Here is a 19,740-nt window from a genome sequence, read left to right as displayed (position 1 = left end):
CAGCCAACAGGCTGGCCGGTTACCTGCTAGCGGAGACCCGGTAGATTAGAACTATGAGCACATTCACCCGCTACGCCCTCACCGCAACCACCACCCTTGTCGCAGGCGCTTGCGTCACTACCGCTCTCACCGGCTACCGGCAAGCCCGTAAACCTTTAGCTAAAGGGCTCAGCTTGGAGGGTCGGAGTCATCCCTCGGGTTACACCCAGCTTTTGGCTGACCTGACCTACCAGCAAGAGGGCACTACTGTTTCGGAGCAGTCCATTTTTGCCGCCCTTGAGGGCCTGATCGAGCGTGCCCAAGACTTCCTGGTCTTAGACCTCTTCCTCTTCAACTCTGACTACGACCGTACCCGTGGGCCAGAGGGTGGCTACCCGCGGCTTGCTGAGCGGGTGACTAGGGCCCTGGTTAACAAGCGGGCACAGGCACCTGAACTGCCTATCATTTTTATTACCGACCCCATTAATACTTTCTACGGTAGCTACTCCCTACCTCACCTGGAGCAGCTAGCTGATGCTGGGGTGCAGGTGGTGATGACCGATCTAGATGCTCTGGCTGACTCCAACCCGATCTACTCGGCTTTCTATCGCACCTTCCTGGCCCGTCTGCCCGAACTTCCTGCAGGGTTGCCTAACGTCTTGGCTCCTGGGCGTCCTAGGGTGAGCCCTAACGCCTATGCTCGTCTCTTCAATTTCAAAGCCAATCACCGCAAGCTGGCGCTTAGTGAGCGAGAGGCCCTTGTCAGCTCAGCTAATCCCCATGACGCTTCGGCCCCTAACTCTAACCTAGGTTTGCTGGTGACGGGCCCCGTTCTGGCCGATATTTTAGCCAGTGAACGCGCTATTTATACCCTCTCGGGTGGGCAGGGTGAGGTCTTTGACAGGTTCGAGCAGGTGCTCACCCAAGGCCTGCGCGACAGGAGCGGCCAAAGCTCAGAAGACCATGAGCCGGTGAGAGTTCAACTGGTCACCGAAGGAGCTATCCGGCGGGTAGCCTGCCAGATGGTGCGAGCAGTAGAGCCCGGTGGAGAGATTTGTCTGGGAATGTTTTATCTGGCTGAGAGATCAGTGGTGCGGGAGCTCAAAGCTGCCGCTCAGCGCGGAGTTCAGGTGCAGGCCCTGCTTGATCTGAACCTTGATGCTTTTGGGCGTAAGAAGACGGGGCTGCCGGCCCTGCCTGTAGCCCGCGAACTGCAAGGCGCTGGGGTGCAGATGCGGTGGTATGCCACCAGTGGGGAGCAGTTTCACCCTAAGTACTTAGCGACCTACCGAAAGGGGGAGGGCGGCGGTATCTTCGAGCTGCTGGCTGGATCGGGTAATTTTACCCGCCGAAATATTTGTAATTACAACCTGGAGACTGACCTGAGGTTGGTGGCACCTATCGATGCCCATTTGGCTCAGGAGTTTACTGCCTATTGGTCACTGATGTGGAGGAATGAGCCGGTTGCTGGCAGGCCAGCTCTCTTGAGTCTGCCCTATGAAGGGCGTGAGGAGCCTGGGGCCTTGCGCTCTGCCTTGCACAAGCTGGTTTATCGCTTTCAGGAGGCTACCGGTCTGGGTACCTTCTAGAGACTTCTTAAGCTGAACTGCGTGGAATAAAAGAATTTTTGCGTTTGGTGGACGGCTGGGGCCTAGTAATTGCACAACTACTTTAGGCAAGGAATGCCAAGATGGTGCAGTTGCTCAAGAAGAGCGCGACAAGCGATAAGAACACCAGCCATGGTCCAGAAACCTCAGGTCATAGCCGTGCCGGGTGATCTCTCGTGGGTACAATTTTTTTATCAAGAAAATTGCTAGTGAGGTTCATTCAAGAGAGCTGCAGGAAGCCATGAAGAAAATAGTGTCTTTGCTTATAACGGTAATGGTTTTATTACTGATACCCCTGCCTTTTGCGATGGTTCTTAGCGGAGTGAACTTTTTAACCGGTGGTTGGTCGGGGGCTTCTCAGGAGTTCTGGGTTAGTTATGCCTTTGGTTTAGTAACGCTTCTGGTAAGCCTAGGCTGGTATCTGTGGAAAGTGAGAGCAAGAGATTCTCCTTGACCAGCTGACCTATCAGAAATATTTGTGGGGCTAAGAGGGGGGAATAAAATTTTCCGGCTTGCCCCACATCCCCCGGTTTGTGGGACGGTAGTAGCGGGCAGGCAAAATGCCCGGAAAACACAAGCCGAAATTCTGCTGCGAAAAGACGTCCCCGCAAATGTGCCAGGGAGTCTTTGGGACGCTTCAAGCTATGACCACCAGCCACACCCCAGTCCGGGTCATACCTGCATCTTCGCTGCAGGCCAACTGCCGGTGCAAGAGCTGAGAGTGAGTGGTGGGTAGATACCGGGTGGCTATTCCGAGGGTTAGACCAAGCAGAGAGTAAGCCCAAGGGCTATGGAGGCAGTTGCCCCAGAGAGGATGAGGCCAAAGAGGAGAGCCGGACCACCAGCGGAGAGGGTGGATTTGAGATTGACTGCCGTGCCCAGAGCGGCCATGGCTACTGCCAAAATAAAAGTGGTGAAGGTATTGAGTCCAGCCAGGAGCGGGCCAAGGGGCTGATCCAAGCCGCTCCACGCCAGCACTGACCTGAGCACGATAGCCACGATAAACCCCACCACAAAGAGGGGCAGTAGGGGTGGTCTGTGACTCTTAGCCTGCGAGGTCTTCCTCTGGGCCTGCCTACTCTGGCCATAACCTACCAGAGCCACAATAGGGGCCAAAAGAACTACCCGGCCCAGCTTGCTTACCGTAGCAATATCGGTCACCTCTGGGCTAATAAAGCCCCCCGCCGCTACTACCTGCCCCACCTCATGAATAGAAGCACCTAACCATACCCCAGCCTGCAGAGGTGTAAGGGGCAAAAAACCGACCAGGGCCGGTAAGGCAAACATAGTCAAAGTGCCGCAGAGGGTAATGACAGCCAAGGCCGTGAGGGCCGCGTTATCCACTGTTTCATCGTCTGGGTCTTGGGCTTTTGGGGGTAGGGCCGCCGAGATGCCGGCAATTGCCGAAGCGCCACAGATTGCAGTGCCGGTGGCGGTCAGAAGGGCGGTAGTGGGGGCCAAAGCAAGGTAGCGCCTCAAGATGATAGCCACCAGGTAGGTCCCTGCAACTGTCAGAAGTATGGTCAGTAGGGCCCCGAACCCCAGTGAAAATACATCTGGCAGAGACAGACGAAGACCCAGGAGGACAACGCCCAGCCGTAACAGGCTCTTGGAGGCAAAGGTCAAGCCAGCCTGAGCAGTTTGGGGTAAGAGGCCCATATTGCGGGCAGCTATTCCCAGAACTATGGCCAGAAGTAGGGTGCTGACCAGCTTGAGACCGGGCATAAGGGTCAGGAGGTAGGCAACTAGGGCTAGGCCCACCGCTAGGACTAGCCCCGGTAGGAGCTTCGGGAGGGACGCTAGGCCAGCGCGAGGGGTGGCTCTGCGGTAGATTGTGGGGTCTGGCAAGCTCATGCTTTTAGTTTAGACTGCCTTGAGCCCTCTGAGTTGGCCTGCAGAATGAAATCCCTCCCCTTTCCTTAGCTACTCTTGACACCCCTAGAACCTCAACCCTTTTATTCCGGGGAGTGCCCCGGTAAGGGCTAGGCGGTGGTAAGTTCCAGTAAACGGCGGTGGACAGTGGTGTCCCCGGTCAGCTCGGGGTGGAAGGAGATGCCCAGTAGTTTGCCCTCTTGGACGCCTACTATTTTCTTGCGGTAGGTGGCTAGGACTTCTACCTCGGGGCCTGTTCGTGTAATCGCAGGTGCACGGATAAAGGCTGCCCTCAGCGGGGTTTCTTGCTGGCACCAGGCAAGCTCAGCTTCCGCCGAATCGATCTGGGAGCCAAAAGCATTACGGGCAACGGTGACATCGAGCAGACCCAGGGTTTGCTGGTCAGCGGCTGTGCCCTCAAGGTCTTTGGCCAGAAGGATCAGCCCGGCGCAGGTGCCCAGGGTGGGCAGGCCAGCGCCGATAGCGTCAATGAGGGGTTGGCGTAGGCCAAAGATACGGGTGAGCCTGTCGATAGTGGTTGATTCCCCACCGGGTAGTACCAGGGCATCGCACCTTTGCAGTTCCTCCGGTTTTTTGACCAGCAGAGTGTTCACCCCCAGCGTCTCTAGGAGCTTGACGTGCTCGGCCACTCCGCCCTGGAGGGCCAGAACACCAACGGTTAAAGTCATGGATTCCCTTTCGCTACCCCGGCAAAGTAATAGATGCTAGGGGTGGGGCGTAGTTACCCCACCCCTTAGGCTTACCAGCCGCGTTCTGCCAGGCGGTGCGGTGCGGGCAGGTCGGCAACGTTGATGCCGACCATGGCTTCACCTAGGCCACGTGAGGCTGCGGTAACCTGCTCGGGGTCATTGTAAAAGGCGGTGGCTTTCACGATTGCCTTGGCGCGGGCTTCTGGTTTGCCGGATTTGAAGATGCCCGAACCCACAAAGACACCGTCTGCTCCTAGTTGCATCATCATGGCAGCATCGGCTGGGGTGGCAACGCCGCCTGCAGTAAAGAGGACTACGGGGAGCTTGCCGGTGCGGGCTACTTCAAGGACCAGCTCGTAGGGTGCGGCCAGTTCTTTGGCCTTGACGTAGAGCAAGTCGGGGGACGTGGCCTGCAGAGCCTGAAGCTCAGCGATCTGGGTCTTGATGGTGCGAATGTGTTTGGTGGCTTCGGAGACATCCCCTGTGCCTGCTTCACCCTTGGAGCGGATCATGGCTGCACCTTCGGTGATGCGGCGCAGTGCCTCGCCCAAGTTGGTGGCGCCACAGACAAAAGGAACCTTAAAGGTGTGTTTGTCAATGTGGTTGACGTAGTCGGCGGGGGAGAGCACCTCAGACTCGTCAATGTAATCGACCTTGAGGTGCTCTAGGATCTGGGCTTCGACGAAGTGCCCGATACGGGCTTTAGCCATGACGGGGATTGAGACAGCATCGATAATGCCCTCAATCATATCGGGGTCACTCATGCGGGCAACACCGCCCTGGGCGCGAATGTCGGCGGGCACGCGTTCAAGGGCCATGACGGCAACAGCGCCAGCATCTTCAGCGATTTTGGCCTGTTCGGGGGTGACAACGTCCATGATGACGCCGCCTTTGAGCATGTCGGCCAGGCCGCGCTTAACAAGGGGTGAGCCGGTGTTTGCGGTCTCGGTTGTTTTTTCAGTCATGGTGACCAGTCTGCGCCCAGATCTGGTCTAAGGAAAGGTCCAGACAAACACATTCTTTTTAGACCAGATAGTTTAAGGCCTGGGTTTACCCCAGGCCTGGATTTTCTGCCCCTCTCAAACTCCAGGCCAGGCACTTAGTCTCTGGGGGTGAGACTGGAGTGCCTGGCCTGGGAGGGGTTCCCTGTAAACCTGGGAACTTTTTAGGCTTCGGGGCGGTAGAAGTACTGATCTGGTGATTTCATGCTTTCCTGGCCGTTAACGGTGGCGGTGTACTTATAACGGTACTTAACCCTCAAAGTGCTCCAGTCACGATCATCTTGGCCGGTTGCAACAAAGAGGTAGCTTGGGAAGGGCGTGGTGCCCTTCCTGGCTGCCAGACTTCCCTGGTAGTAGGAGGTATAAGCGTATTCTGTAATACCTTGACGTGTGACCACGTTACCCTGGGTGTAGTCGCGGGTAGGGGTGGCCCAGCCATTGGACTCTACGCTAGTGAACTGCAGATTATCTTCTGGTAGCCAGTAAGTCACCGCTACGTTGGTGATGATATCTGTAGGAATGGTGAAGTAAACAGCTACGCTGTAAGGATTTCGCTCATCGAAGGTAGTCAGCCAGTAGCGCTTACTGCCGTCGTAGTTAGCGTCCTGATCTGAATTGTGGTAGGCGTGACCGTTGCCGCTGACAGCGGGCTGCTTCTCGCGGGTAGAAGCGGCATAGGCCGGGATGCTGGCGGATGCTAGGACCATGGGTGCGGACCAGGCCAAGGCCCGGCGGCTAACATGAGGGGTGGGGGAGGACATCTTTACCTGCTTAGAGATATTTAGGATAGTTTAAGGTGTTTGGCCCATGCTATCAGCTCCTTCTGGTTCGGGTGATGGAGATAGGCATCTCTCGGTGAGATGTTGGCAACAAATAATAAATTATTCTTTGCATCTGTAATGCCTAATAGGAGCCATATTTACAGATATAGCAAATAGGGCTGGGTGCTCAGAATCCTTCCGAGTTCGTATCCGCAGCCTGGGAATAAGGGCAGGCCCCTTACGAGACCCCCAGCACCTCACTGGGCCCAGGGGGAAGGAGCCCAGGAAGTGTCATCTTCTGACCCTTTAGCACCTATTCCAGGTTCGCTGAGAGGCTATATCCTAGGGTTCCTATCTGCCGATACACTAGAGAAGGGAAGAGCAGAAGGGGGGGCACGTGGCTCAATACTCAGGGGATAAATACCTCCCCCTTAGCCTGAGCAGGGGCACAGGGCTCTCCTTACACACCCAGATCGCTGAGCAGATCCGCGCGCTGATTGTCTCTGGCCGTCTCAGGGCCGGTGACCACCTGCCATCTAGCAGGACGCTAGCCCACCAGTTAGAGGTTTCACGGGGCACAGTGGTCTTTGCCTATGAACAGCTGACCGGTGAGGGGTACCTGTCAAGTAATCGTGGCGGAACGCGGGTCTCACGCACACTACTGGCTCACTGGCCCCAAGATCCTGCTCAACCCTCCGGCGCCGGCCAAGAATACCTCATCCCAGGGCCAGCTAGCGTCCAAGTCCAGCAGCCAGAAACAAGCCCCCCTCAGGGCAACTTTTTTGACCTGAGGCCCGGTCAACCCGATACCTCCCTGCTGGCCAGCGCCAGCTGGCGAGCGGCCTGGCGAACCGCCGTGGCAGCCCCTCTGAGCAGCCACCCCCCGGCTGGGTCGCTAGCCCTACGCTCAGAGTTGGCAGAGCATCTGAGGCTCATACGGGCCACCTACAGGGACCCAGAGGAGCTACTGATCACCGCTGGTGCCAGGGAGGGTTTTCGCCTGCTTCTTACGGCTCTGCGTGCTCGGCAGCGTAAGCGCCCCTTGAGGGTGGCAGTAGAAAATCCCGGTTACCCTAACTTGCGTAAAATCCCCCAAACCTTTGGGCACCAGATCATCCCTATACCGGTTGATTCCTGCGGTCTGATTCCGGACTGCTTACCTGTCGGTAAAGATCGCCCGGATCTAGTCTTGCTGGCACCTAACCACCAGTACCCCTTGGGCACCTCCATGCCGGTGAGCCGTCGTCTGGATTTACTTGCCTGGTCTGCGGAGCAGCAAGTGCTCCTCGTGGAGGACGATTATGATTCTGAACTGCGCTACCGAGGTGACCCTCTGCCCACCCTGGCCGCTCTTGACCGTTCCCCCCTGCTATCTTCCCAACTAGTTTCTGGTAGGCAGAGCCAGCAGGGTCGAGTCCTTACCCTAGGTTCTTTTTCTAAGTTGCTAGCTCCCGGTCTTAAGCTGGGTTACCTTCTAGCACCCCCGCAGCTAGCTCAAGAATTACTGGATCTTCGGGATACTCTGGGTAACCCCGTGCCCTGCCTGGTTCAAGATGCTCTAGCTCATTTTCTGGCCCGGGGCGGGCTGCGAAGCCATACTGCCCGGATGAGTAGGGTCTACCGACGGAGGCGGGAGCTCGTTCGTGAGGCTCTGGGGCAGATTCCCGGAGTGAAGTTGGTTCTGATGGAAGGTGGTTTGCACGCCATGCTGATCCTGCCGGGGCAGGGAGGGCTCACTGAGACCTGTGCCTTGGAGCGAGCCCGTGAGGTGGGGGTAGTTTTGGCCCCTCTGAGCGACTACTGGTCCCAGGAAAGTGAGCTGTCCCCTGGCTCTCCCCTGGGGTTAGAGCACTCGCAAGGGCTAGTTTTAGGGTTTGGTGCCCTTAAGGACCAGGACCTTGCTCTTGCTCTAGAGCGCCTGCGTTTTATCTTGATGCGCCCTTCAGTCTAAGAGAGCCTGTTGATGTCTTCAGAGATTTACCCTGGCCTGTCGGCCCTTCTGCTCAGCCCCAGAGAGCTACTCATCCCCTGGGTGGGAATATCTTCGTAGCTAAGCCTGTGCTATCTTCCAGGCCACAGGGTCGAGGGAGGGCGGTAGACTAAGAGGGTGATTGAGGAACCTAAGAACAAATCTGAGCTCCACCCCACCGACCGGCTACTGGCCGGGGCACTTGCAAGCCCTACCCTGGTTCAGGCCCTGGTCTTCCTGGCCTTTGGGCTGGTTACCGTTTTTTGGCAGGCCCCGACCCTGACGGTCATTACTATAATGCTGGCGCTCTACCTGCTGGGCTATGCGGGAGCCTCCTACCTGACGGCGCGTGCGCTTGCTCCTGCCGGGGACAGGGTTTCTGCTCAGGGGTTTACTTCAATAGCCTTAGTTCAAGCCGCCGGTGGCGCTCTGATGCTTCTGGCGCCGCGCGGGGAGTTCTGGCTCACCCTCATAGGGGCCCTGGTTCTTGGCCTGACCGGTGTTCTTAAAGTTCTAGCCGGTATGCGCTCTCAAGAGTGGAACCCTGCCGCCCGTGACTGGCAGCTGGAAGGCCTGATCATCACTCTGTCTGCGGCCGCCCTACCGGTGGTCTCAGAGATCGGAGACAAGGCCATTATGGGAACCGCCGGTGGCGGTGCCCTGCTAGCAGGTGTTTTTGTGCTGATCGGGGCGCTTACTCTGCGCGCTCAGGCAAACAAACCCCAGGAGCCCTAGCAGGGCTACCTGTGACCCTAGCGGTGGCGGGGCGCATAAAACCCTTGGCCACCCCGTAGACTGGTGGGACTACCAATTCAGGAGGAAGAAGTCTGTGGCTCAGAAGAGTGAACCAACCCGGTCAGGGTTTAAGGCGCAGGTGACCGGCCCGCTCATTATCGCGGCGGTACTAGCAGCTGTTGCCTTTGCCTGCACCTTTATTTTTGCTACCGGCGGTACGGCCAACCGGCCTCAGTTCGTTTTGGCGCTGACCATCGGCGGTGCTGTTTTTGTGGTCACCCTGGTCATGTGCGCCACCCTTATCTTGGTGGAAAAACCCAATGACCCCTCCTTGGGCCAAGGTACCGGTGTTAACCGTTCCTCCGCCAAGCTCTACGCCGAGGCACGCGCCCGCCGTGAAGCCGAAGCCAAACGCCGAGAAGCTGAGGAAAAAGAACGCCTGGCCCAGCGTATCGACGAGGCCAACAAAAAGAACTAGCCCTACCTGCCGGTCAGAGGCAGATAGGGCCAGTCGCTAGTGGAGGGCACTAAGTGCATATTTTCAGCTGGCGCTAGATCCTAGGATTCCTGAGCGGCAGAACCTAGATCGTGGGCTACCTTACGGCTGGTGCGGTAGGCGGTTTCAATGGCTCCGTCTACTACCACACCTCGCCAGCCGCGAGCATAGTCGGACCCAGCAAAGTAGATGCGGCCCATATCCTGTTCGAAATGGTGCCAGCCATCGGTAAATTGCCCCTTCTTCAAGGTGGCCCAGGCTTGTCCGCTCCAGGGGTCATCGACCCAGTCATGACCAGTGCAGTCGATGGCTTCAAGGTCGGGGCGCCACTGGTTGAGGATTTCTTGGGCATCCTCAAGGCTGTTGAGGTCTACCTGGCTGTGATCGGAGCCAAAACCTACGCAAATGGTGGTACCGTCGTCCAGAAAGAACTCGCTGCGGAAGACATTAATCTTTGCGGGGCTAGGGGCGTAGCCCAGAATCTTATGATGGCCCTTGATTTTAATCCAAATCTTGCAACCGGTGGAGTTCCACTTCTGCTGGATCAGAGAAGGAATTTTATCCGGTAGCTCAGGTGAAAAAGTCAGGTTGCCTAGCGCCCCCAGCGGGACGGTAACTACGACGGCATCTGCCTCGACCAGCCGGCCATCTTCTAGGGTTAAGCGCACCTGCTGGTCGCTATGCTCCACCTTTTTGACCGGGGTCTCTAAATGGATAGGGCAGGTGAGGTCTTGAGCAATAGCCTGGTAGATACCTTGCATACCATTGGTCAGTTTAAAACGGAGGGTCTGTTCATCCATGAGCGAGAGACGGTGGTCGCTCAGAGCCGCCCACTGCTTAGCCATCAGTGATGACCCCTGGTGGGGGTTGCCGATGTAACCAGCAGACCAGTAGGCGTTACACAGATCCTTCTCTTCCTGGCTGAAATCTCCCTCTTCGAGAGGGTCAAGAACACTGTCTTGATCCGCCTTGAGGAAGGCTTCTTGCAACTGCTCTGAGGCCTTTGAATCGGGCCTCAGGATGGCCAGGGGGTCTTGGGGGTTGGGGAAGAAGTCACGAGAACCTTCAAAGATTTTTGCCTGTGGCCTAGCAAGGCGGGCATCCATCTGACTTTCAGTACCTGAAATGACCTGCCCCTGGCTGACCCAGTAGGCATCACAGTCTGAGGGGCTGGGGTAGATGGTCTGCTGGTAGCGGGTAATCTCAGCCCAAATATGGGGTTGCATCCAGTGGACCCAGGTGGCACCTAGTTCCAGGTCTTGACCCATGCGGTTTTCCGTCCAGGCTCTGCCCCCGATGCGGTTCCGGGCTTCAAAAACTTCTACCTGGTAGCCCAGGGTTTGAAGTTCTCGGGCGGTCACTAGGCCGGCGAAGCCAGCTCCAATTACTGCTACTTTTTGTGTGGTCATGGTGGGGACCTTCTTTCTGTGGCACCTCAGTAGCCTGAGCCTCATGAGGGCTGGCTACCGGGGTCTGTTGATTCCTGATGGTCAAGGTGGCGGATGGCCTGGTAGACATCGGGCCTGCGGTGTTTGAGGTAGTGGCCCCAGGCCAAACCCAGTACCCCGGAGCCCATGATGACTGCTGGCATGACATAGACCAGGGGGGAGCCGTCTTGGGAGCCGATCATGATGTCAAAGTTCCAGAGAATGAGGAAGGCAACTACCGCAAGGGCCAGCGCCGAGACTCCGGGGGCTATGAGGCGCACCCAGAGGGAATGGTCGGCTGGATTGTGGGCGAACCAGCAGATGACTGCTACTGAGGTGATGGTCAGTAGAAAGACCAGCCCAAAGGCTGCCGCGTTGGTGAACCAGGTAAAGAGGGTCAGTACCGGGTAGAGCTCCCCGTGCTCAGAGTTTTGGCCCAGGACGGCAAAGATCAGCAGGACCAGTAGGGCTAGGACGGTCTGTAGAGCTGACCCGTAGAGAGGGGAACCTGATGTGCTCGCCCGCCCTAGTAGGCCTGGCAGCACGCGTGACCTGCCCAGGGAGAAGAAATAGCGGGCAGCAGCATTATGGAAGGCCAGCAGGGCGGCAAAAAGACTGGTGATGAAGAGAGCGTTAGCGGTGTGTGCCAGGGCGGGTGAGCGTTCAGCCAGCCAGACAAAAACCAGATCTGGCCCGTATTCCTGAGCCTGAGCGATGATGGCGCTTGGCCCCACTCCCATGGCAAAAGCCCATGCCGTGCCAGCGTAGAAGAGGGCAATGAGGGTCACTGCAATGTAGGTTGCTCTAGCAACAGTTCGTTTGCGGTCTTTGACCTCTTCTGAATAGATAGCACCGGATTCAAAGCCCATAAAAGCGGCAATGCTAAAGGCTAAGAGAACTCCGATGCCGGTGGTGAAAAAATCCTGTGGCTCGATGGTCTGGCTAGAGATCCCCTCGGGTGGCTCTGTGAGGGCGAGGGCGCTGACGATGATAACTACCAGGAACTCGAGGGCTACCAATAGTCCCAGGATTTTTGCTGACAGGTCAATGCTGGCAACTCCGAGCAAACCTACACATACCCAGCCCAGCAGGGCCGCGACCCACCAGGAGATGTGGATGCCAAAGAGGGTGCTGAGAAAGGCGGCCAGGGAGAAGCCAAAGAGCCCGTAGAGGCCGCACTGCATGAGGTTATAGGAGACCAGCGCCAAGATGGCAGCGGCGATTCCCTGGCGGTTACCCAGCCCTTCGGTGATGTAGGCGTAGAAGGCCCCCGCGTTGGAAATAGAGCGGCTCATGGCCACGTAGCCTACGGTGAAGAGCAAGATGATGAGCCCGATGGCTAGATAGCCCAGGGGCACCCCCAGAATCCCTGCAACAGCAAAGTTGGTGGGGACTCCACCGGCTAGCACGGTCAGTGGTGCCGAGGCCGCAATAATCATGAAGACCAGGGCCGTGGTTCCTATGCCCGGTCGGGTCTGCTGAAGGTTCTGGGGCACTGGGGGCCTCCCATCTGTGAGTAGTCTTACTGGAAGACTCCGTTGAAGTAGTCGCTGATGCCCTGCAGGTCATTGAGGGGTAGCACTGCGGCCACGTACTGGTCGGGGCGCACGATGATGACAGCACCATCGCGGCTAATAGCGCGTTGCTCAAAGATATCTTCTTCTGGCAGGCGGCAGTAGATGTTCTCCCAGTATTCCACCTGGTGCTGGCCAACTAGCGGGCGGAAGGCTGCTGGTACATCGGTGACCTCAAACTCGGTGTGGACCTGTTGGTAAATCACCAGGGGCTCAATGAGCGCGTCAAAGTCTTGGCCCTGGGCCCGGAACTTCACGAAAGGTGATTGGGGGTCCGAAACGAGGAAGTTGCTCAGGGTTCGTACCGCAGAATCTTCTGCGGCGGGGTGGGCTGCATCTGCAAAGACGTAGAGCCGGTAACGACCGTCGGCAGTGGCCTCGTGGCCCAGGTGCCGGGGGTAGGAATTCTCCCGCCGATTGACCCGGGCCGAGCGGAAACGCTTACCCACCGGGAAGCCTTCAGCCAGGTGCTGGTGCTCGGTGCCACCGGTCAGTAAAGAGGGCTTATAGCAGGTCATAAAGCCGGCCGGGAACTCGGCTGTCTTGACGTAGAACTCTTCGAGGTATTCGGGGCTGGGGAGGTCTTCGGGTTTGGTGGCCATGAGGGTTGACCACTCTTTGTCAAAGTTGATCAGGTCCTGGGCTACTTCCTGGCGTTCTTCCGAGTAGGTTTCGAGCAGGGCTTGGGGGGCCCGGCCGCTGAGGACATGCCCCAGCTTCCAGGCGATGTTAAAGCCATCTTGCATGGAGACGTTCATGCCCTGGCCTGCTTTGGCGGAGTGGGTGTGGCAGGCATCACCGGTGATGAAAACCCGCGGGTGGGTTTCTTCTGTGCTGCGGTCATCGAAGTGATCTGTCAGCCGGTGGCCTACTTCGTAGACCGAGTGCCAGGCAACCTCTTTAACGTCGATGCTATAGGGGTGGTAGATGGCGTTGGCGCGGTCAATGATCTCTTCGATGGGGGTGGAACGTACAGCGTGGTTATCATCTGCTGGGACTTCGCCAAGGTCTACATAGACCCGGGCCAGGTGCCCACCCTCTCGGGGGATATGCAGAATAGATCCCTGGGCTGAGCTGATAGCGCACTTCATGCGCCAATCGGGAAAGTCAGTATTGACGATGACGTCCATGACGCCCCAGGCGTGGTTGGCGGCGTCCCCGGTCAGCTTGCGGCCGATGGCCTTGCGCACAGCTGAGCGGGCTCCATCGCAGCCGATGATGTATTTGGTGCGCACGCTAAACTCCTGCCCCTGCTGGGGGCCAGCGCTGTGGCACAGGCGGACTTCTAGGGGGTATTCCTGGCTTTCGTCGGTGCTCAGCCCCAGAAATTCAATGCCGTAGTCGGGGGTGATTCTGCCGGGGGAGTTGCGGGCGTATTCTGCGAAGTAGTCCAGCACCCTGGCCTGATTGACGATTAGGTGGGGGAATTCGCTGATGTCGTGGGGGTCATCGACGGGGCGGGCACCGCGAATAATGTTTTGGGGGTTTTGGGGGTCGGGCTTCCAGAAGCTCATTTCGGTGATGTGGTAGGCCTCCCGGATGACCTCTTCGGCAAAACGGAAGGCCTGGAAGGTTTCGACCGAGCGGGCCTGGATGCCGTCAGCTTGCCCGAGTTCTAGGCGGCCCTCACGGCGTTCGATGATGCGGGTATTGACGGTGGGGAATTGGGAGAGTTGGGCTGCGGCGATCATGCCGGCAGGGCCTGAGCCGACGATGAGCACATCCATTGTTTCTGGCAGGTCGCTGGGGCGGTCGATGCCGTAGTCAGCAGCTTCTTGGATGCGCGGATCGCGGGAAATATAACCGTTGTGGTGGAAGTGCATACTGCTCCTTACGGTGTGTTGGGGTACGTCCTTGTACGCCTTAGTTTGGGTGTGTTGGAAGACCCAAGCCCCCAGGGGTGTGATGTCGGTAACTAATTTGAATCATATACGATACCAGACCGGGCAACAAGGGATAGGTGCTCTTTTTGCTGAGGGAGTGCTGGCTCAGGCCCGAGGGAGCTGCCCTTACTGGCTGTGCTGGCCTACCCTGATCCAGGAACGGCCTTCTAGGCTCTGGTGACTAAACTTTTACAGGGCCTTTCTAAGGGCCTATTCCGTGGGGTGTAGGCCAGAAAGTTTCTTTTTGATGAGTTCAAGGAGGGCCTGGGGGCTCTTGTTGCAGCCCTGGAGTTCCTGGGAGGTAACTAAAATACGGGACTCTTCCCCGCAGATGTAGGCGATAGCGGGTGCCTGCTCATCTGGTATCAGGGTTTTGAGCTGGGGGGTGCCTTGGTTGAGGTGCAGGGTTCTCAGGGGCAGTGGTAGGGTCTGGCAGGCTTCTTTCCACTCTTTCTTGCCCAGGGGATTGTAGCCGTGGGTGATGTCGCAGAGGGCGCAACCTTGGCGCCCGCTGACTTTCCTTAGGATGTAGGATAATTCTCCTTTGATTCCAGCATCGGCTGCATAGACTCCGATGAGGTATGGCTCCTTCATCATTTTTCCTTTCAAGAACAGAAGCGCCGAGGCTTTTGCTTTGTTGTGTGGAGGGGACTAGCTTGCCTGCTTGAAGGCTAGCTACCCTCCCCCTTGTTGTGACGCTGATTACTTGCTAATGTGTGAAAATAATATACGATTTTCGGTGAAATACCAGAGCTCGAGGAGGAGACTCTATGGCAGATCAGCCCACACCCCTACCCGCAGCCCCCGGCAAGATCATCGCTGTGCACCTGGCCTACGAATCCCGAGCCGCCCAGCGAGGCCGCCGGCCCTCCACCCCCTCCTACTTCTTCAAACCCACCAGCTCCCTGACCGGATCAGGTGAAGTAGCCCGCCCCCAAGGCACCGACTTACTGGCTTTCGAGGGCGAAATCGCCCTGATTGTAGGAAAGGAAGCCCGCTGGGTCAGCCAGAGCCAGGCCTGGGACCACATCTCCCATATCACCGCAGCTAACGACCTAGGAATCTACGACTACCGGGCCGCCGATAAGGGCTCCAACGTGCGCTCCAAAGGCCGTGACGGTTACACACCGGTAGGGCCTAACTACATTGATGCTTCTACCGTCCAACCTGACCAGCTGCGTGTGCGCACCTGGGTCAACGGCCAACTCCGCCAGGAAAGCGGAACCACCGACCAAGACCTAATCTTCCCCCTGGCCCAGTTCGTGGCAGACCTATCCCAGCATATGACCCTAGAGCCCGGCGACATTATTCTCACCGGCACCCCGGCAGGTTCCTCGGTGCTGGTTCCCGGCGACCTAGTCGAGGTGGAGGTAGATGCCCCCACTGCCCCCGGTTCCCCCACCAGCGGCAAGCTCTCCACCCGCGTTATCGAAGGGGAGGGGAACTTTGACCCGGATCTGGGCAACCTGCCTGCCACCACCGAAACCCAGGTTGAAGAAGCCTGGGGCTCCCGCCAGGAAGCAGGCCTACCAGAGAAGCCGGCCCTCAGCCAGGAAACCCGCGCCCTGCTCCAGGAGCTACCCACCGCTGGCCTCTCGGCCCAGCTCCGAGCCCGCGGCCTCAACAACGTTGTGATTGAAGGGGTCTACCCCCAGACCCCCGGAACCAAGCTGGTAGGTACCGCCAAAACCCTGCGCTTTGTCCCTAACCGTGAGGACCTCTTCAAGAGCCACGGTGGCGGCTACAACGCTCAGAAACGCTGTTTTGACAGTGTCCAAGCCGGGGAAGTCATCGTCATTGAGGCACGGGGAAGCTCCCAGTCAGGCACCCTGGGCGACATCCTAGCCCTGCGGGCCCAGCACCGGGGAGCTGCCGGTGTTGTGACAGACGGCGGTGTACGCGACTACGCAGAAGTCCAAAGGATCGGCCTGCCCGTCTTTAGTCAGGGCCCCCACCCGGCTGTCCTGGGCCGCCGCCACGTCCCCTGGGAATCAGATGTTGCCATAGCCTGCGGAAACGCCACCGTCTTACCGGGAGACGTCATCGTAGGTGATGATGACGGGGTTATCGTGATCCCCCTAGATCTGGTCGATGAGGTAGCCGCCGCCGCCCAGGCTAAGGAAGAAGAAGACGCCTGGGTAGCCCAGCGCGTAGCCCAAGGCAACCCCGTGGATGGGCTCTTCCCGCCCACCGGACAGTGGAAGGAAGCCTACCAGGCCTTCGTCCAGTCCCAGCAGGGAAGCGAATAGCCCTGTGAGCCACCAGAGAAGGGCTAGGCTGTCCAAAGCGGAGAGCGCCTACCAGTGGATCCGAGAGAAAATAGTCGGCCAAGAGTTCGCCCCGGGCCACAGGCTCACCCTCTCGAGTCTGGCCGCTGAATTAGAGATGTCAGTGGTCCCGGTGCGTGAAGCTATCCGTCGCCTTGAAGCCGAAGGCCTAGCCACCTTCGAGCGGAACGTAGGTGCCCGGGTTGCCATGGTTGACCAGTCCGCCTACACCCACAGTATGCAGGTGCTGGGCCTCTTAGAGGGGCGGGCTACAGCCCACTCAGCACCCCACCTGAGTGCCCAGAAACTCGAACAGGCACGGGAACTGAACACCCAGATGGAGGCCCTCCTTGAAGACTTTGACCCCAAAGCCTTTACCGAACTCAACTACCGCTTCCACCAGATCCTTTGCTCAGCCTGCCCCAACGACAGGCTCCTCGAGCTAGTTGCCATTGAGTGGGACCGCCTCAGCCATCTGAGAGAATCAACCTTCTCTTTTGTACCCGCTAGAGCCCAGGAGTCTGTCAGCGAGCACAATCGCATGCTGAGCCTCATCGAATCCGGGGCCAAGGAACAAGAGATTGAGGCCGTTGCCCGCCAGCACCGTCAAGCGACCCTCTCCAGCTACCTCAAGAGCACCCACTAAAAATTTTTCATTCTTCAGATTCAACACCACCAAGGAGTTAGCCCGTGAGCACACCCAACACCACCCTCCCCGCAGGTCTACCCGACCGAATCCAGCACTACATCAACGGTCAGTTCGTTGACTCCCTAGACGGCGAAACCTTCGACGTACTCAACCCCGTGACCAACCAGCCCTATATCCAGGCCGCCAGCGGTAAGAAAGAGGACATCGAGGCCGCCGTAGCTGCCGCCCGCCAAGCCTTCACCAGCGGCCCCTGGCCCACCATGCTGCCACGCGAGCGCGCCCGGGTGCTCATGAAAATCGCTGACATTGTGGAATCCCGTGAAGAAACCCTAGCCCAGATGGAGTCCTTCGACTCCGGCCTACCCATCACCCAGGCCAAGGGCCAGGCTCGCCGTGCCGCCGAGAACTTCCGTTTCTTCGCCGACCTGATCGTGGCCCAAACCGACGACTCCTTCAAAGTGCCGGGCCGCCAGATCAACTACGTCAACCGCAAGCCCATCGGTGTCGCCGGCCTGATCACCCCCTGGAACACCCCCTTCATGCTGGAATCCTGGAAGCTAGCCCCCGCCCTGGCCACCGGTAACTGCGTGGTCCTCAAACCCGCCGAATTTACCCCCCTCTCAGCCTCCCTCTGGGCAGGAATCTTTGAGGAAGCCGGCCTGCCGGCAGGTGTCTTCAACCTGGTCAACGGCTTCGGTGAAAGCGCCGGAGACGCCCTGGTTAAACACCCGGACGTTCCCCTGATCTCATTCACCGGCGAATCCAAGACCGGCCAGATCATCTTCGCCAATGCCGCCCCCTACCTCAAGGGCCTGTCTATGGAGCTGGGCGGTAAGTCACCGGCCGTTGTCTTTGAGGACGCTGACCTAGAGACCGCCATTAACGCCACCATCTTCGGGGTTTTCTCCCTCAACGGCGAGCGCTGCACCGCAGGCTCCCGCATCCTGGTCCAGCGCAGTATCTACCATGAGTTCGTGGAACGCTACGCCGCCCAGGCCAAGCGCGTCAAAGTAGGCCTACCCTCAGATCCGGCCACCGAAGTCGGTGCCCTGGTCCACCCCGAACACTACGAGAAGGTCATGTCCTACATCGAGATCGGCAAGAGTGAAGGCCGCCTGGTCGCCGGTGGCTCCCGCCCCGAAGGGTTTGATCAAGGCAACTTTGTGGAGCCTACCGTCTTTGCCGACGTAGCCCCCGATGCCCGCATCTTCCAAGAAGAAATCTTCGGCCCCGTCGTTGCCATCACCCCCTTCGACACTGATGAAGAAGCCCTAGAGCTGGCTAACAACACCAAGTACGGCCTGGCCGCCTACATCTGGACCTCCAACCTACAGCGGGCCCACAACTTCTCCCAGGCAGTAGAGGCAGGCATGGTCTGGCTCAACTCCAACAACGTCCGCGACCTACGCACCCCCTTCGGCGGTGTTAAGGCCTCCGGCCTGGGCCATGAGGGTGGCTACCGCTCCATCGACTTCTACACCGACCAGCAGGCCGTACACATCAACCTGGGCGAGGTCCACAACCCCGTCTTCGGTAAAGCCAACTAAGCCAGTTAGCACCGGTGCCCGGTAGCCTGGCGAGGATGCCAAGCCACCGGGCCTAAGAAAAGAAAGCATAACCATGTCACCCAATTTTGTTGATTACCCCGTTATTACACCCGATGAGAACGCCCCCGATATCGTCCGCTGCGCCTCCATGGAGCTGGTGGTCACCGACCTAGAACGCTCCCGCGACTTCTACGTCGATGTCCTGGGCCTTGTCGTCACCGAAGAGGACGAGAACACCATCTACCTGCGCTCTCTAGAAGAGTTCATCCACCACAACCTGATCCTGCGCAAGGGAGAAACCCCGGCTGTTGCCGCTTTCTCCTACCGGGTCCGCACCCCAGAGGACCTGGATAAGGCCGAAAAGTTCTATGAATCCCGCGGCTGTGAGGTCCGCAGGAAGAAAGAAGGCTTCGTCAAAGGCCTGGGCGATTCTGTACGCGTCCTTGACCCCCTGGGCTTCCCCTACGAGTTCTTCTACGATGTGGAACACGTCGAGCGCCTGGCCTGGCGTTACGAACTGCACACCCCCGGTGCCCTCGTCCGCCTGGACCACTTCAACCAGGTCACCCCGGATGTGCCCCGGGCTATCTCCTACATGGAAGATCTAGGTTTCCGCGTCACCGAAGACATTCAGGACCAGGCCGGCACTGCCTACGCCGCCTGGATGCGCCGCAAACCCACCGTGCACGATACCGCCATGACCGGCGGTGACGGCCCCCGCATGCACCATGTGGCCTTCGCAACCCACGAGAAGCACAACATTATCGCCATCTGCGATAAGCTCGGTGCCCTACGCCTGTCCGATCACATTGAGCGCGGCCCCGGCCGCCACGGTGTCTCCAACGCCTACTACCTCTACCTACGCGACCCGGACGGTCACCGCGTTGAGATTTACACCCAGGACTACTACACCGGTGACCCCGACAACCCCCGCGTGACCTGGGACGTCCACGATAACCAGCGCCGTGACTGGTGGGGCACCCCGGTCGTGCCCTCCTGGTACACCGATGCCTCCCGCGTCCTCGACTTGGACGGCAACCTGGTGCCCCTGGTAGAACGCACCGATGATTCTGAACTGGAACAAACCATCGGCGCAGACGGCTTCTCTTACACCCGCTCAGATGAGGGTGAGGAATCCATGCCTGACTGGAAGAAGGGTGAATACAAGCTGGGCCACCAGCTCTAAAGACCGAAAATACAATAAGTTCGGTGCTTGAGGGATATGCTCTAGCCAACTAAGCCTCTTGGGACTCGCGCGGAGCG

At 58.4% G+C, this 19,740-nt stretch carries 16 protein-coding genes; 8 read left to right on the top strand and 8 right to left on the bottom strand.

Translation table 11 applies throughout. The annotated features are described in order from the left end of the window. The first annotated feature begins 53 nt into the window (after nt 1-53). Nucleotides 54-1,568 (top strand): phospholipase D-like domain-containing protein, encoded by a 1,515-nt coding sequence (locus ACN080_RS03235; RefSeq protein ID WP_419113033.1) that lies wholly within the window; start codon nt 54-56, stop codon nt 1,566-1,568. A 777-nt stretch (nt 1,569-2,345) separates the two neighbouring features. Here the strand turns inward: ACN080_RS03235 and ACN080_RS03230 are convergent. From ACN080_RS03230 to ACN080_RS03215, 4 genes are all read right to left on the bottom strand, one after another. After that, on the bottom strand, nt 2,346-3,440 hold the full coding sequence (locus ACN080_RS03230) for a YeiH family protein (protein WP_419113032.1): 1,095 nt from the start codon (nt 3,438-3,440) through the stop codon (nt 2,346-2,348). A 128-nt stretch (nt 3,441-3,568) separates the two neighbouring features. After that, nucleotides 3,569-4,147 (bottom strand): pyridoxal 5'-phosphate synthase glutaminase subunit PdxT, encoded by a 579-nt coding sequence (pdxT, locus tag ACN080_RS03225; RefSeq protein WP_419105392.1) that lies wholly within the window; start codon nt 4,145-4,147, stop codon nt 3,569-3,571. A 71-nt stretch (nt 4,148-4,218) separates the two neighbouring features. Further along, nucleotides 4,219-5,133 carry a pyridoxal 5'-phosphate synthase lyase subunit PdxS gene (pdxS, locus tag ACN080_RS03220; RefSeq protein ID WP_419111038.1) on the bottom strand — a complete coding sequence of 305 codons (915 nt, stop codon included), beginning with the start codon at nt 5,131-5,133 and terminating at the stop codon, nt 4,219-4,221. Between the two features lie 200 nt (nt 5,134-5,333). Next, complete coding sequence (locus ACN080_RS03215; RefSeq protein WP_419098867.1) at nt 5,334-5,930, bottom strand: hypothetical protein; 597 nt, start codon at nt 5,928-5,930, stop codon at nt 5,334-5,336. Between the two features lie 397 nt (nt 5,931-6,327). Here ACN080_RS03215 and ACN080_RS03210 point away from each other — a divergent pair, with 397 nt between their 5' ends. The 3 genes from ACN080_RS03210 to ACN080_RS03200 all read left to right on the top strand — a co-directional run bounded on the left by ACN080_RS03210 (nt 6,328) and on the right by ACN080_RS03200 (nt 9,112). Continuing rightward, nucleotides 6,328-7,881, top strand: a complete 1,554-nt coding sequence (locus ACN080_RS03210) for a PLP-dependent aminotransferase family protein (protein WP_419113031.1) — start codon at nt 6,328-6,330, stop codon at nt 7,879-7,881. A gap of 156 nt (nt 7,882-8,037) precedes the next feature. Beyond that, nucleotides 8,038-8,634: a hypothetical protein gene (locus ACN080_RS03205; RefSeq protein WP_419113030.1), complete on the top strand. Its 597-nt coding sequence runs from the start codon at nt 8,038-8,040 to the stop codon at nt 8,632-8,634. Between the two features lie 94 nt (nt 8,635-8,728). Further along, nucleotides 8,729-9,112: a hypothetical protein gene (locus ACN080_RS03200; RefSeq protein ID WP_419098870.1), complete on the top strand. Its 384-nt coding sequence runs from the start codon at nt 8,729-8,731 to the stop codon at nt 9,110-9,112. Between the two features lie 80 nt (nt 9,113-9,192). Here ACN080_RS03200 and ACN080_RS03195 read toward each other — a convergent pair whose 3' ends face one another. The 4 genes from ACN080_RS03195 to ACN080_RS03180 all read right to left on the bottom strand — a co-directional run bounded on the left by ACN080_RS03195 (nt 9,193) and on the right by ACN080_RS03180 (nt 14,611). Further along, nucleotides 9,193-10,539, bottom strand: a complete 1,347-nt coding sequence (locus ACN080_RS03195) for a flavin monoamine oxidase family protein (RefSeq protein ID WP_419113029.1) — start codon at nt 10,537-10,539, stop codon at nt 9,193-9,195. Between the two features lie 41 nt (nt 10,540-10,580). After that, complete coding sequence (locus ACN080_RS03190; RefSeq protein ID WP_419113028.1) at nt 10,581-12,053, bottom strand: APC family permease; 1,473 nt, start codon at nt 12,051-12,053, stop codon at nt 10,581-10,583. A 26-nt stretch (nt 12,054-12,079) separates the two neighbouring features. Further along, nucleotides 12,080-13,954, bottom strand: coding sequence for an FAD-binding monooxygenase (locus tag ACN080_RS03185; protein ID WP_419113027.1), 1,875 nt, complete (start codon nt 13,952-13,954; stop codon nt 12,080-12,082). Between the two features lie 270 nt (nt 13,955-14,224). Continuing rightward, the gene (locus ACN080_RS03180; RefSeq protein WP_419105397.1) at nt 14,225-14,611 is read right to left on the bottom strand and encodes a hypothetical protein; all 387 of its coding nucleotides are present in this window, start codon (nt 14,609-14,611) and stop codon (nt 14,225-14,227) included. 173 nt (nt 14,612-14,784) lie between these two features. On the opposite strand from ACN080_RS03180, the gene ACN080_RS03175 reads away from it, so the two are divergent. From ACN080_RS03175 to hpaD, 4 genes are all read left to right on the top strand, one after another. Continuing rightward, nucleotides 14,785-16,263 (top strand): fumarylacetoacetate hydrolase family protein, encoded by a 1,479-nt coding sequence (locus tag ACN080_RS03175; RefSeq protein ID WP_419111034.1) that lies wholly within the window; start codon nt 14,785-14,787, stop codon nt 16,261-16,263. Nucleotides 16,264-16,267: 4 nt separating this feature from the next. Then, on the top strand, nt 16,268-16,927 hold the full coding sequence (locus tag ACN080_RS03170) for a GntR family transcriptional regulator (protein WP_419098876.1): 660 nt from the start codon (nt 16,268-16,270) through the stop codon (nt 16,925-16,927). A gap of 44 nt (nt 16,928-16,971) precedes the next feature. Then, nucleotides 16,972-18,477, top strand: a complete 1,506-nt coding sequence (gene hpaE, locus ACN080_RS03165) for a 5-carboxymethyl-2-hydroxymuconate semialdehyde dehydrogenase (protein WP_419098877.1) — start codon at nt 16,972-16,974, stop codon at nt 18,475-18,477. Nucleotides 18,478-18,550: 73 nt separating this feature from the next. Then, nucleotides 18,551-19,663, top strand: coding sequence for a 3,4-dihydroxyphenylacetate 2,3-dioxygenase (gene hpaD, locus ACN080_RS03160; protein WP_419098878.1), 1,113 nt, complete (start codon nt 18,551-18,553; stop codon nt 19,661-19,663). The last annotated feature ends 77 nt before the right edge of the window (nt 19,664-19,740 follow it).

The sequence above is a fragment of the Rothia sp. CCM 9416 genome (assembly GCF_048513535.1).
GTDB lineage: Bacteria > Actinomycetota > Actinomycetes > Actinomycetales > Micrococcaceae > Rothia.
Note: the sequence above shows the minus strand (reverse complement) of the source record. Positions and strands in the feature narration are given on the sequence as shown.

What these genes read in the sequence shown, in the direction of transcription:
- ACN080_RS03235 (WP_419113033.1), top strand. Translation starts at nt 54, where the DNA reads ATGAGCACATTCACCCGCTACGCCCTCACCGCAACCACCACCCTTGTC.
- ACN080_RS03230 (WP_419113032.1), bottom strand. Translation starts at nt 3,440, where the DNA reads ATGAGCTTGCCAGACCCCACAATCTACCGCAGAGCCACCCCTCGCGCT.
- pdxT (WP_419105392.1), bottom strand. Translation starts at nt 4,147, where the DNA reads ATGACTTTAACCGTTGGTGTTCTGGCCCTCCAGGGCGGAGTGGCCGAG.
- pdxS (WP_419111038.1), bottom strand. Translation starts at nt 5,133, where the DNA reads ATGACTGAAAAAACAACCGAGACCGCAAACACCGGCTCACCCCTTGTT.
- ACN080_RS03215 (WP_419098867.1), bottom strand. Translation starts at nt 5,930, where the DNA reads ATGTCCTCCCCCACCCCTCATGTTAGCCGCCGGGCCTTGGCCTGGTCC.
- ACN080_RS03195 (WP_419113029.1), bottom strand. Translation starts at nt 10,539, where the DNA reads ATGACCACACAAAAAGTAGCAGTAATTGGAGCTGGCTTCGCCGGCCTA.
- ACN080_RS03185 (WP_419113027.1), bottom strand. Translation starts at nt 13,954, where the DNA reads ATGCACTTCCACCACAACGGTTATATTTCCCGCGATCCGCGCATCCAA.
- ACN080_RS03180 (WP_419105397.1), bottom strand. Translation starts at nt 14,611, where the DNA reads ATGATGAAGGAGCCATACCTCATCGGAGTCTATGCAGCCGATGCTGGA.
- ACN080_RS03175 (WP_419111034.1), top strand. Translation starts at nt 14,785, where the DNA reads ATGGCAGATCAGCCCACACCCCTACCCGCAGCCCCCGGCAAGATCATC.
- hpaD (WP_419098878.1), top strand. Translation starts at nt 18,551, where the DNA reads ATGTCACCCAATTTTGTTGATTACCCCGTTATTACACCCGATGAGAAC.